Raw genomic sequence first — 13,238 nt, 5'->3', positions numbered from 1 at the left:
TTACTACCTTCGTTCCCATCCTTTGTCAGCCTCACTGGACCGCTCTTAAAAGGACTTCAGTTATTCTTTTTCGTGTATGGCGACTACGTCTTCCTTGTCTACCTCGGTTAACGCGACCATGATTTTTTCAGAGCTGGATGTCGGTATATTTTTCCCGACATAATCTGCCCGTATCGGTAATTCCCTATGCCCCCGGTCGACCAGGACAGCCAGTTGTATCTGACTGGGTCTGCCTAGATCCATCAAGGCATCCAAACCCGCCCGGACTGTTCTTCCAGTGAATAATACATCATCTACCAGAATGACTTTCTTATTTGTAATATCAACCGGAAGATCAGAACCTTTCACTTCTGGTTCATGATCCTCTGTTTTCTTTGTTAAATCATCACGATAAAGGGTGATGTCTATTTCCCCTACGGGAATTTCTTCCCCTTCAATTGCATGAATCCGCTCGGCTAATCGGTTGGCGATGTAAATGCCCCTTGTTTTGATTCCAACAAGAACACAATCTTCAATCCCTTTGTTTCTTTCGATAATTTCATGGGCAATCCTTGTGAGCGCCCTTCGAATGGCGGGTTGATCCAGGACCGTTGCTTTCTTTGACATCTTCGCCACCTCGTTTTCTTATTATTTAATAAAAAATCCCTCTCACCGTAGAGATGAGAGGGCACACTTATCGTTAAAGTCTAATTGCACGCCAAAGTTATTTGGTCGTACACTGCTCCTTCTCAGCCTCACGGGACCGTATTAAAGGTTACTTATTCAATTACTTACATCATAATGGTCAAGTCGAAATTTGTCAACGATTATTTTCAAGATGCTTGATCAATTTCGTAAATTCCTCTGGTAGCTCCGCATGAAACTCCATGTATTCTTCCGTTCTTGGATGAATAAAACCCAGTAATCCGGCATGTAGGGCCTGCCCTTCAATACTCAACGTTTTACGTGGACCATATTTCGGATCCCCCGCAAGCGGGAAGCCGATGTATTTCATATGCACACGAATTTGATGGGTTCTTCCTGTTTCCAATTCACATTCAACCAGTGTGAAATCTTTATATCGGTCTAATACTTTGAAATGAGTGACCGCTTGTTTACCATTATCCACAACTGCCATACTTTGGCGGTCTTTAGGGTCTCTGCCTATTGGAGCATCGATCGTACCGTATTCATGGGGAATAAGGCCGTGTACGATGGCAGTATATTTTCTTGTAACGGACTTTGCAACAAGCTGGTTGACCAAATGCTCATGAGCCAAATCATTTTTCGCAACCATCAGTAGTCCAGAAGTGTCCTTATCAATCCGATGAACGATACCGGGTCTTAGAACTCCATTAATGCCTGAGAGGTCTTTGCAATGATGCATCAAGCCATTCACCATCGTCCCTGAATAATGCCCCGGGGCTGGGTGAACAACCATTCCTTTCGGCTTATTCACGACAATGACATCTGTATCTTCATATGCAATGTCCAGATTCAGATCCTCAGGCTCTACGTCCAATTCTTCCGGTTCCGGGATCGATACCGTGATGACTGCATTCAAAGGACATTTGAAGTTAGGTTTGACCATTTCTTCATTAACTTTGATATGACCATCTTTGATCCATTGTTGTACCTGGGAGCGGGACCATTCCTTATTCAACTGACTTATGACCTTATCAATTCGTTCTCCCTGGTTTTCCTCACGTATGTTGTGCTGAATTACTTCCATTTTTGTTCTCCTTCTTTGCTTTTCGTTCGTCTAAATACATATAAATTAGTAAGAGTGCTACTCCAATGGTTAATGATGCATCGGCAATATTAAAAATCGGGAAATCATAGGAAAAGATGTATGTATTCAAGAAATCGACCACTTCTTTTCTGAAGACACGGTCAATAAAGTTTCCAATTGCACCGCCTAGCATGAAAGCAAGACTTAAACTAAACAATGAATGCCCCTTTGCATGGACTTGCATATAATACACGATACCTACAATCACTACTAATGTAATAATGTAAAAAAACCACATTTGTCCTTGGAGTATTCCCCATGCTGCACCTTGATTCCGATGAGAAGTAAGATAAAAGACATTGTCAATGATCGATATGCTTTCTCCCTCGGTCATTCTTCTTACAACCAACCATTTTGTTAATTGATCTAATCCAATTACAACCAAAGCCACTAAATAATAATACACAAAGGCAACCTCCGAACATCGTTAAATGATTACCTTTGCATTTTAGCATAAATGGGGAAATAAAGACACTTTAACTGGAGAAGAACAATGGAAAGCGGAGTGAAAAATCTACGAATATGATGAGATCTTCCCAAATTTTCTCCATTCCAATGCATCGTCAATCGTGGTGCAGGTAGGATTCATCAACATGTAATCGAATGGGATTTCTTCCCCGCTCATCTCACAGTATCCGTATTGATTATCACGAACACGTGACAGTGCTTGTTTCACCTCAGAAATTTCTTCGTTTATATACTGTTGGATTAAAGGATGTTGAGATTGACTTGCCTCAAGCTCCTTCAAGGATGTTATCAGCTCTTGAACAATGGATGTGTATCGGTCATATGTCATCTTTTATCCCTCCATTTATAGTATGGAGGAAATACCCTGAATCTTGTGTTGCAAGATATAGCAATTATGGAATTTGAAAGGTTGAGTATAAAATAAAAATAAGGGTGACCTGTCAATTTACAGGCCACCCTTAATGTTTACATTATGTCAGGTGAGAATAGTTTTCTTTCACAACAGTCGCACAGCGTGTGCAAAGGGTTGGATGATCTTTGTCTTCGCCTACTGTTGTTGTGACAATCCAACAGCGGTCACAGGTTTCACCTTTTGCTTTCTCGACGACAATATTGTTTTCACCTAGGCTTAACGCGTGTTCAGGTGCTTCGTTCACCGCTCCACCAATTTCAAAGGCAGATACAATGAATAATTGTTTTAAGTCTTCTTTGATGGAGTCGAGTAAGATTTTTGTATCATCATTTACGTAAAGTGTTACCTTTGCCGTCAATGATTTACCAATCATCTTCTGGTTTCGCGCTTCCTCAAGGGCTTTTAATACATCGTCTCTTAATTCTAAGAATGTATTCCATTTTTTCTTCAATTCATCTGCATTTGAAAAGTGCTGTACCTCTGGCATATCAGTTAGTTGAACACTTTCGCCCTGAGCACCCGGGATATAGGCCCAAACTTCATCAGCAGTATGAGATAGGATCGGTGACATCAGTTTTGTAATGGTCAACAAGCATTCATATAATACGGTCTGAATCGCACGACGTTCGTAATGATCTTCAGACTCAATATAAAGAACATCCTTCGCAAAATCAAGGTAAAACGAACTTAAATCTAATGTACAGAAGTTGTTGACCGCGTGATAGATACTTGCAAATTCATACTTATCATATGAGTTTTTCACATTATCTACAAGATCATTCAGTTTCACGAGCATAAATTGGTCCACTTCTCTTAATTGATCAAAAGCTACCGCATTTGCACTTGGATCAAAGTCAGAAAGGTTCCCTAATAAGAAACGGTAGGTGTTGCGGATCTTACGATATACTTCAGCCACCTGCTTCAAGATTGGGTCTGATACACGAACATCTGCTTGATAATCAACTGACGCTACCCAAAGTCGAAGGATATCGGCCCCAAGCTGCTTCATGACTTTTTCTGGTACCACTACATTGCCCAGTGATTTACTCATTTTTCTTCCATCACCATCAAGAGCGAACCCATGACTAAGGACACCTTTATATGGAGCCTTACCCGTTACGGCTACACCAGTCGTCAATGAGGAGTTGAACCATCCGCGGTATTGGTCAGATCCTTCTAAGTATAGGTCTGCCGGACGCTGTAAGTCGTTTCTTTCCTCAAGAACCGCCTGGTGTGAAGAACCTGAATCAAACCAAACGTCCATGATATCCTGTTCTTTCGTGAATTGGCCATTCGGACTTCCTTCATGAGAGAAACCTTCCGGTAGCAGATCCTTGGCTTCTTTCTCGAACCAGATATTTGAACCTTGTTCACGGAAGAGTTTGGATACATGCTCGATCGTTTCATCTGTGATGATTTCCTGACCGTTTTCAGCATAAAATACCGGGATCGGCACTCCCCATGCGCGTTGACGAGAGATACACCAGTCTCCACGGTCTCTGACCATATTGTAAAGACGGGTTTCTCCCCATGCGGGAACCCATTTCGTATCATTAACCGCTTGAAGTAATTCATTACGGAATTTATCAATGGAAGCAAACCATTGTGCCGTTGCCCTAAAAATAACCGGTTTTTTCGTACGCCAGTCATGTGGATAGGAGTGAGTGATAAAGTTTAATTTCAGAAGTGCCCCTGCTTCCTGAAGCTTCTCTGTAATCGGTTTGTTGGCCTTATCGTAGAATAGCCCTTCAAACCCGGGAGCTTCGGATGTCATAACCCCTTTGTCGTCGACCGGACACAATACATCCAGGCCGTATTTCTTTCCAACAAGGAAGTCATCTTCACCATGCCCAGGTGCTGTATGAACACAACCAGTTCCTGAATCAGTCGTAACATGTTCACCAAGTACTACAAGAGAGTCACGATCGTACAGTGGGTGTTTCGCAACGATATGCTCAAGCTCTGCACCTTTTACCTTATGGATGATAGAATAGCTTTCCCATTCTAGATTCTCGGCGACATCTTCAAGTAAATCTTCTGCTACGACATAGCTGTTTTCTTTTACGTTTACAACGACATAACTTAAATCTGCGTGCAAGGCAATTCCAAGGTTGGCAGGAATTGTCCAAGGTGTCGTTGTCCAGATCACGAGTTGGGTGCCTTCTTCAAGGACCCCTTTTCCATCTGTAACGCCAAATCCAACATAAATGGATGGAGAACGCTTATCTTGATACTCAATCTCAGCTTCTGCGAGGGCTGATTCACTTGATGGTGACCAATATACAGGCTTCTTCCCTTTATAGATATAACCCTTTTTCGCCATATCACCGAACACTTTGATCTGCTGGGCTTCATATTCAGGTTTTAACGTGATGTAAGGATTTTCCCAATCACCTCGTACCCCTAATTGCTTGAACTGAGTACGCTGGTTTTCAACTTGCTCATATGCGTACTCCTCACATAGTTTACGGAACTCTGCAATCGTCATCTCTTTTCGCTTGACGCCTTTGTTCGTCAACGCCTGCTCAATCGGTAAACCATGAGTATCCCAACCCGGAACATATGGTGCATGAAAGCCGCTCATAGACTTGTAGCGGACGATAAAATCTTTAAGAATTTTATTTAATGCGTGACCCATATGGATATTTCCATTGGCATATGGAGGTCCATCGTGAAGAACAAATAAAGGACGATCACTCGTTCTTTCCTGCACTTTTTGATAAATGTTCATTTCTTCCCATTTTTTCTGTGTATCCGGTTCGCGCTTCGGTAAATTTCCCCTCATCGGGAATTCCGTTTTTGGCATCAATAATGTATCTTTATATTCCATGAAATCTTCCTCCTAAACGTGTCTCTTCATTGCCATCTTTTCTAATTCCTGGACTTCCTAATCAGACAGGAAGTACTTTCCTTTTTGAAAAATAAAAAAAGCTTTCTCATCCCTGAAAAGGGACGAGAAAGCTTTTCCCGCGGTACCACCCTCATAAAGACCGAATAGGGTCTTCACTTGTTATGATTCGTAACGTGAATAAATCGCTAATCATTACTCTCCATTTTGAATTTCATGAATAGGGCTCGAGGGTGATATTCCGCGCTTCTTTCCCTGTCGGGCTCACACCGTCCCCGACTCGCTAGAAAGGATTCCTTACTAGAACGTACTGTCCCTGTCTTAGCCTATATGACAATTAAGATTGTTGTTCAATTATATGAAAGTATTGCTCTTTTCGTCAAGACAATGTCTCTTCTTCTTTTAAAGTTTTTAAATCCGTTGCATCCAAATCGAATTCCATCAATTGATCCCAGTCATTTGTATCAAGAAGATCCAGTTGGGCTTCGATCAACATTTTGAATCGGGTCCTGAACACTTTTGACTGTTTTTTGAGCTCTTCAATTTCAATGGCGATCTTACGGGCCTTTGACAATGATTCGTTCACGATTCGATCAGCATTTTTCTCTGCTTCTTTAATGATGAGCTTTGACTCTTTCATTGCATTTCTCTTGACTTCTTCCCCTGCTTCTTGAGCAATGACGATTGATTTGTTTAACGTTTCCTCAATGTTGGTAAAATGACCTAAACGTTCATTCAAAGAGTTCAAACGTTCTTCCGTTTCTTTCTTCTCACGGATCAGAATTTCGTAATCTTTAATAATCTGATCTAAAAATTCATTAACCTCATCCTCATCATAACCACGAAAGCCACGACTAAATTCTTTATTATGTATGTCTAATGGCGTTAAAGGCATGGGAGCCACCTCCAGTACTTGGTGAATTACATATTTATTATAACTAAAATTTCGACAGTATGTGGGGGATTTCCTTTATTTTTCTGAAATTATTTCAGGATCCCCACAGAGATTCGCCATTTGTCCCTTTTGGTTCTTCCTTCGATGGACAATAACTTACTTCTTCCATACCCTCTTGAGGATAGTACATCTGCCGCTTGCACTTCGAAAGACGGATTTTCAACGGTTTTCCAATTCACTTTCACATGACCGCTTTTTATCAATGTTTGAGCCTTTTGGCGGGAATCATTGTAAATTGCAGCGAGTACGACGTCAAGCCTTAATGAACTGACAGTCGTTGTATTTTCCTGCCACTCTTCCAGACTTCCCATTTTTTCATGCAATGGTATATCTTTTAAAGATACCTTGGCTTTTCCTATTTGGTTGAGTTCCATGCGAACGTAATCTGAGATTTCATCTGCAAGCAACAAATGGATGGTCTCATCGCCAGTCACAATATCCCCAAATTTATCCCGCTTCAAGCCAAGAGACATTAGGGTCCCTAATACCTGTCTATGCTCTATTGTAACAAACTTCGACGGATACTGTATTTCAAAAACCTTTATTCCAAAATCTTCTTCTCCCGGTTGGAAATAGGAAGGATACAATAAAGCTCGTTTCCGTTCTGTATCTTCCGGAAAGAAGGAAAGCATGATTTCATCGTTATTTCCTACAATCGACTCGACAATATGTTGCTGTCTTGGATCCAAAAAGTCCGTCCGTTTCGGCGCATATTGTTGTTCAACCGTGTTCTTCCACTCTAAAACAGCATCCACAAACTCTTTTTCATCAGGTCTAAAGTGTTGATAGATTGAAGACAAGAGTTCATCCCCTCCTTTATTTACCCAAAATAAAAGGACTGAAACGGTTTGACCGGTTTCAGTCCTTAATGGTTGGATTCTTAGTCCCGATTAAATAAGCCACTTGAACAATTGGTATAAACCCGATTGCGCCAGGTTCAACACAATGAATGCCACAATCGGTGAAATATCAATCATCCCGATCGATGGAACAAAACGTCTAAAAGGTTCTAAATACGGTTCGCAGATCCTTGCAAGGAACTGTCCGATCGACGTCTCTCTTGCACTTGGAAACCAGGACATTAAAATATAAATAATTAACGCCCAGGAATATAATTGTATTAGTTTATACAAGATTTCATAAAGCATTACCATAGTTTACATTACCACCTCGAATCTGATAGGTCTTCCTCTTTCAAGAACTCAGAAATATTACCGCTTACTTCTACATTGTCTGGTGTGCACAGAAAAATATTATCGCCTACCCGCTGAATGTCTCCTCCGATGGCATACACGGTGCCACTGAGAAAATCGACGATCCGCTTTGCCTGATCATGTTGTATCCGCTGAAGATTAACGAGTACAGACCTGCGATTCTTCAGATGGTCAGCTATTTCCTGGGCCTCCGCATATACTCTCGGTTCAACAAGAATCATTTTTGAAGATTTTTGTACACTTTGAAGGCTCACAACATTTTGTTTCGAATTTGAAAGCTGCGACTTCATAGGCTTTTTCTCCTCGTATTCTTCTTCATACTTTTCTTCTTCATAATCATATTCATCTTCATCCAGCAAAAAGAACGTTTTAAACTTTGATTTAATACCCATTTGTATTCATCCCCTCTCAGTCATTTCCAACTAATGCAGTTCCAATACGAATAAATGTGGCACCTTCTTCGATCGCAATCATGTAATCATTGCTCATCCCCATGGATAATTCCGTACACGGGGCGTAAGGAAGGTTGAGTGAATGTATTTCTTCCTGAATGGTTTTCAGTTGCCTGAAACAGGAACGTAAGAATAGTTCATCATCCGTATGCGGAGCCATCGTCATTAATCCAACGACTTTAATATTGAAAAAGCTATTCAATTTGCCGATAAATTCCTTCACTTTTTCAGGAGAAATACCATGCTTGGACTCTTCTCCCGACACATTCACTTGAACGAAACAAGACACTGGCTTATCCGCCCTCTTATGAATTTCTTTCGCCAATGACAGACGATCCAGGGAGTGTATGTATGATACTTTATCAATGATGTTTTTGACCTTCCTTGACTGCAGGGTGCCAATGAAATGCCACTGGGGCTTGTCCAATAAAACCTCCCACTTAGAGATCAGTCCTTCATCCCGGTTTTCCCCTAAGTGGATAAGACCTGCTTTAACCGCCTCTTCTGCCCGTTCAATGGATACGTATTTCGTAACCGCGACAATATTTATGTCTTCTGTCATTCTTCCACTGCGTTCACAGGCACGTTGAATGTTTTCCTTGATAATTTTTACGTTTTCCGAAACCTTCATTTTATTACTCCTTCCAGCCAATAAAACTCATTATTCTCCCCGTTTCCCCACCATCTCTTCTATAAGAGAAAAATTCCTCGTGACAGGACGAACAAAAACTGGAAGTAAGGATTTGTTCAGAATGTAAACCGCTCTGAATTAAGAGCTGTTGATTTAACTTCTTCAGGTCGAGGTTGTACTGTCCCTCTTCTTTTAAATTATAGGGTAAGTTGTTTTCATCTTCTAGTGTTTTTTTCACTTTATCAATCACATAGTCGTCCACCGTATAGCAATCTTTGCATATGGACGGCCCAATGACCACTTCTATCGAAGAAACCGTCGACCCTTTTGCAATAAACTCACCGACCATTTTCGGACCTATTTCAAGAACTGTCCCCTTCCACCCGGCGTGAGCCAATCCAATTGTCCCCGTCGCTCTGTCCAGGAAATAAAGGGGGACACAATCTGCATAACACATCGTTAACAGAATATTGCTTTCTCCCGTTAAGAATCCGTCGGTGTCTTTAATGCTGCTATAATAGTTTCCTGAACCTTTCCCTGCATCTTCTGAATTTGGAGAGTATATATTGTTCCCATGTGTTTGTTCAGCCGCTACCCATTTTTCGAGAGGCATATTAAGAACTGAAGCAAGGGATTGGCGGTTCAAGTTGACTGACGTGTCCTTGTCACCTACATGGAAACCCATATTGAATGAATCATACGGTTTGGCACTTATTCCACCACGCTTTGTTGTTATTCCCGCGACTAGTTTTGGGTTTTCTTTCGCCCATTTACTAATGGTATAAAAAGCGTCTGTCTTTACTACAAAAGGCTCTTTAGACACGTTGAATCTCCTTCGTTTTTTATTTAGTGTACCATAGAACTTGAAGATTCGTCATGTATCGGGGGATTGTTTCGGTTCCTGCAATTGTCCTTGAATATAGTGGCTGTCTTTATATCTCACCAGAATCACATCTTCCCCTATTTTTACGATACTGCTCCAGGGAATCACAATATCTTCGTCTTTTCCGAAAAAGCCCAATATCTTCCCTCCTGTCCCAATCACGATTGCCTCAATTCTTCCAGTATCCAGGTTGATTTCAATATCACCAATATTGCCTAATTTCCGCCCATCTGAAATACTCACGACATCCTTCACCTGGAATTCAGAAATACGCACCATATTCTACACCCTCTTTTCATGTTGTTCATTATTGTTTGGCAAATGTGCATGGACACACTTTTCACCCTTTTCAAGTAGATATTATAAGTGTATGCAGCAAAAAGAAAGGCAGACCTTCCCTGAAGGAGATCTGCCTTTCTTTTCTTTGTCCAGCTACAGGGCTTAGAGGCTCGAGGTCAAAAGTCAAACCATCCAAAAAGGCAAAGTACGCCTTTCCGGATGGTTCGCCTTATGCTTGTCGCCTCTGGGCAAAGCCCTTCCGAATTTCGTTGTCCAGCTGCTGCGGCTAGCCCCTCGAGGTCACAACTGAAAAATCCCATAAGGCAAAATACGCCTTTTGGGATTTCCCTGTTGTGCTTGTCAGGGCTGAACGAGCCGCCTCCGCATTTCTTTTTTCACTGAATATTTTTGTTCATTTGTTTGATTGCTGCTTTTTCGAGTCTTGATACTTGTGCTTGGGAGATGCCGATTTCGTCAGCGACTTCCATTTGAGTTTTTCCTTGAAAGAAGCGTTTGCTGATAATGAGTTTTTCACGATCATTTAATCGTCTCATTCCTTCTTGAAGGGCAATTTCTTCAATCCAATGGAAATCACGGTTCTTTTCGTCGCTCAGTTGATCCATTACGAATATTGGGTCTCCTCCATCATTATATATGGGTTCAAACAACGAAACGGGGTCCTGGATGGCATCCAGTGCAAACACAATTTCCTCGTGGGATACATCAAGAACTTTAGCAATTTCTTCTGCAGTTGGTTCCTTGGATGTTTCCCCCATTAATTTCTCTCTTACTTGCAGAGCCTTGTACGCAATGTCCCGCAGTGAACGGGACACTCTTATTGGGTTATTATCTCTTAGATATCGACGGATCTCCCCTATGATCATAGGAACCGCGTATGTAGAGAATCGAACGTTCTGACCTAAATCAAAATTATCGATGGATTTCATTAATCCGATACACCCTACTTGAAATAAATCATCAACATACTCACCACGGTTATTAAAGCGTTGAATTACACTTAAGACGAGGCGCAAATTTCCATTAACCAGTTTTTCTCTAGCGGTGATGTCACCTGCTTGCATTTCCTTGAATAGAATTCTCATTTCATCATTTTTGAGGACTGGCAATTTGGACGTATCCACGCCACAAATCTCGACTTTATTACGTGTCATTCTTTCCCCTCCTTGTAGGAGCTGCTGTACAAAATTCAGTATTTCCTTGAAGAGGAAAAATATGCATTTCGTTCTGCTCACCATTTTGAGGGAACATCCCAAATCCCTTACGATATCTGGATAAATGAGCTGTAAATTTTTTTTGATTCTTAACAATAATAAAAAGCTGACTTTTTCAATTGAAAAAGTCAGCTTACATTTTTAGACCATCTTATTAAATTCCTTCTTTAAACGTTTAATAATCCTTTTTTCCAATCGGGAAATGTAAGACTGGGAAATCCCCAGCATATCAGCTACGTCTTTCTGGGTTTTTTCCTCCTCCCCCATTAAGCCAAAACGAAGCTCCATAATTTGTTTCTCACGGTCAGTTAGCTGATGCAGGGCATTAAAGAGCAGTTTTTTGTCGACTGTTGCTTCAAGGTCTTTTGTAATGATATCCTCATCCGTTCCTAGAACATCTGATAACAGCAATTCATTTCCATCCCAATCGATATTTAGGGGTTCGTCAAATGAAACCTCTGAACGGATCTTGTTGTTTCTTCTTAAGTACATGAGTATCTCATTTTCAATACATCTTGAAGCGTAGGTCGCCAACTTGATTTTTTTTTCTGGATTGAAAGTATTGACTGCTTTAATAAGGCCGATCGTTCCGATACTGATCAGGTCTTCTATATTAATCCCTGTATTTTCAAACTTTCGGGCGATATATACAACCAACCTTAAATTACGTTCAATTAACAGGGAACGCGCTGCCTTGTCTCCCTTTGGCAACTTATTGAGGAGCACTTCTTCCTCTTCCTTCGTCAAGGGAGGAGGAAGTGCTTCACTGCCACCTATGTAGTAAATTTCATCTGTCTTTAATCCAAGCTTGATTAACAGTTTGTACCAATAGTATAAAAATTTGAATTTGAACTTTTTCATTGTTGCTCCCCCTTCTATTTCTTTAAATTGTGAGTATAGTAGTAATAATTGATCTACGAAACGTTAAGCACCGGCTTTCGTGAAGCCATTTTCGGATGGACGATCGCTTGGAAATTCCCATCGGCTGACAGAGCTTCTTCCCTGAAGGCAATTAACCCGTTCGGTATGGCCCATTCGGATTCATGATCCTTCAATATTAATGAATCAGGCTTGATGGCAGCAAGAAGCTGACTATTCCTTCCTACCGATTGGGCAGGTACGATACGCATCCTGTCAGACCAACGGGTGTCGATATGCTTATCACCTGAAAAAATATCATCCACATCATGGCAAAGTGCCTTCATTTCATCCGGGATACCTCCCTCTATTTCTGCAATGGACAGGATCATGACCGGACTTTTTGAAATTGGATCCTGAAGTTGATTCCCACTATCCACAAGACCGCTTACGGTACATTGAAAATCTTCAATCTGAATGCTGACTTCCAGGAGTTGATCGTATTGAATCTTCACATGCTCAATGCTATCCACCCTACCTTTTGAAAAGTACCAGGCAATCGGCAGAGCAAGCATTACAAATACCCAGCTTATCGGGTCACCAAATCCTCGTATGCTTGCGATCAGCATAGATGATTCCCTGCTTGGATCGAAGCTGATAAAATAATGAGTCCCAATTAAAATTCCACCTGTTAAGAAGGTGACGAAATAAAACATAAGAAGATTTGATAAATAATAGCGTAATCTTCTATAGCCAAAGGATGAATACACCATAACAATGGAGAATAATAACTTTACAAAAGGGTTTCCTGAAAAATGAGCAAAGGGTGAAAAAGCCAGGAGAATAATGACCGAACCTATCAAACTTCCGATACCTATTCTCCAAAGGGCATATTGTCTCTTTAGGATGATACCTGTGAACCATAGCAAGAAAAAGTCTACTAACAGATTTAACAACCAGATGACATCCAAATATAAAGTCAATCTCTACCCTCCTTTAACACTTTTACCTAGTAGCTTTCAGTTACCAGACATCAATGACTTATCAGAAGTATATCGTACATACCTTTTAAAGGTTGTCATTTTTTGTATGCTCCAAAGGAAAACTTTTCGGAGATATGAACGAAAAATGTCAGTAATTATTGATTCAATATTTCCTGTTAAAATATGTTTGCGGATAGATTTTTGTTGTGAGTAGTAAGTTATAACAAAAGCAAGAAACCCCCAGGGCATAGT

General features: G+C 40.9%; 15 protein-coding genes and 1 other annotated feature. All 15 genes read right to left on the bottom strand.

All coding sequences use genetic code 11. The features are described from left to right. Positions 1-60: 60 nt before the first annotated feature. The 15 genes from pyrR to spoIIGA all read right to left on the bottom strand — a co-directional run bounded on the left by pyrR (position 61) and on the right by spoIIGA (position 12,986). Entirely contained in the window at positions 61-606 is a 546-nt protein-coding gene (gene pyrR / locus BAA9072_RS05685) for a bifunctional pyr operon transcriptional regulator/uracil phosphoribosyltransferase PyrR (protein WP_201713734.1), read from the bottom strand. 193 nt (positions 607-799) lie between these two features. Next, on the bottom strand, positions 800-1,711 hold the full coding sequence (locus tag BAA9072_RS05680; RefSeq protein WP_201713733.1) for an RluA family pseudouridine synthase: 912 nt from the start codon (positions 1,709-1,711) through the stop codon (positions 800-802). Next, complete coding sequence (lspA, locus tag BAA9072_RS05675; protein ID WP_201713732.1) at positions 1,683-2,177, bottom strand: signal peptidase II; 495 nt, start codon at positions 2,175-2,177, stop codon at positions 1,683-1,685. Before lspA ends, BAA9072_RS05680 begins: the two co-directional genes overlap by 29 nt. A gap of 108 nt (positions 2,178-2,285) precedes the next feature. Continuing rightward, positions 2,286-2,567 carry a hypothetical protein gene (locus tag BAA9072_RS05670; protein WP_201713731.1) on the bottom strand — a complete coding sequence of 94 codons (282 nt, stop codon included), beginning with the start codon at positions 2,565-2,567 and terminating at the stop codon, positions 2,286-2,288. 142 nt (positions 2,568-2,709) lie between these two features. Beyond that, positions 2,710-5,481 carry an isoleucine--tRNA ligase gene (ileS, locus tag BAA9072_RS05665; RefSeq protein WP_201713730.1) on the bottom strand — a complete coding sequence of 924 codons (2,772 nt, stop codon included), beginning with the start codon at positions 5,479-5,481 and terminating at the stop codon, positions 2,710-2,712. A gap of 115 nt (positions 5,482-5,596) precedes the next feature. Next, positions 5,597-5,831: a binding site (T-box leader), on the bottom strand. 47 nt (positions 5,832-5,878) lie between these two features. Continuing rightward, positions 5,879-6,394 (bottom strand): DivIVA domain-containing protein, encoded by a 516-nt coding sequence (locus BAA9072_RS05660; protein ID WP_098350955.1) that lies wholly within the window; start codon positions 6,392-6,394, stop codon positions 5,879-5,881. Positions 6,395-6,483: 89 nt separating this feature from the next. Next, the gene (locus BAA9072_RS05655) at positions 6,484-7,254 is read right to left on the bottom strand and encodes a YlmH family RNA-binding protein (protein WP_201713729.1); all 771 of its coding nucleotides are present in this window, start codon (positions 7,252-7,254) and stop codon (positions 6,484-6,486) included. A 90-nt stretch (positions 7,255-7,344) separates the two neighbouring features. After that, on the bottom strand, positions 7,345-7,608 hold the full coding sequence (locus BAA9072_RS05650) for a YggT family protein (RefSeq protein WP_201713728.1): 264 nt from the start codon (positions 7,606-7,608) through the stop codon (positions 7,345-7,347). Positions 7,609-7,616: 8 nt separating this feature from the next. Then, positions 7,617-8,060 (bottom strand): cell division protein SepF, encoded by a 444-nt coding sequence (locus tag BAA9072_RS05645; protein ID WP_201713727.1) that lies wholly within the window; start codon positions 8,058-8,060, stop codon positions 7,617-7,619. Between the two features lie 16 nt (positions 8,061-8,076). Continuing rightward, positions 8,077-8,751: a YggS family pyridoxal phosphate-dependent enzyme gene (locus tag BAA9072_RS05640; protein ID WP_201713726.1), complete on the bottom strand. Its 675-nt coding sequence runs from the start codon at positions 8,749-8,751 to the stop codon at positions 8,077-8,079. A gap of 4 nt (positions 8,752-8,755) precedes the next feature. Then, positions 8,756-9,574: a peptidoglycan editing factor PgeF gene (gene pgeF, locus BAA9072_RS05635; protein WP_201713725.1), complete on the bottom strand. Its 819-nt coding sequence runs from the start codon at positions 9,572-9,574 to the stop codon at positions 8,756-8,758. 51 nt (positions 9,575-9,625) lie between these two features. Continuing rightward, a complete protein-coding gene (locus tag BAA9072_RS05630) occupies positions 9,626-9,913 on the bottom strand; it encodes a YlmC/YmxH family sporulation protein (protein ID WP_034755825.1) in 288 nt (95 codons plus the stop codon). Between the two features lie 395 nt (positions 9,914-10,308). Further along, positions 10,309-11,085, bottom strand: coding sequence for an RNA polymerase sporulation sigma factor SigG (sigG, locus tag BAA9072_RS05625; protein WP_098350949.1), 777 nt, complete (start codon positions 11,083-11,085; stop codon positions 10,309-10,311). 201 nt (positions 11,086-11,286) lie between these two features. After that, positions 11,287-12,006, bottom strand: a complete 720-nt coding sequence (gene sigE / locus BAA9072_RS05620; protein ID WP_079531515.1) for an RNA polymerase sporulation sigma factor SigE — start codon at positions 12,004-12,006, stop codon at positions 11,287-11,289. Positions 12,007-12,059: 53 nt separating this feature from the next. Continuing rightward, the gene (gene spoIIGA, locus BAA9072_RS05615) at positions 12,060-12,986 is read right to left on the bottom strand and encodes a sigma-E processing peptidase SpoIIGA (RefSeq protein ID WP_201713724.1); all 927 of its coding nucleotides are present in this window, start codon (positions 12,984-12,986) and stop codon (positions 12,060-12,062) included. Between the last annotated feature and the right edge of the window lie 252 nt (positions 12,987-13,238).

This window comes from Rossellomorea arthrocnemi, from assembly GCF_904424705.1.
Taxonomy (GTDB): Bacteria; Bacillota; Bacilli; order Bacillales; family Bacillaceae_B; genus Rossellomorea; species Rossellomorea arthrocnemi.
Note: the sequence above shows the minus strand (reverse complement) of the source record. Positions and strands in the feature narration are given on the sequence as shown.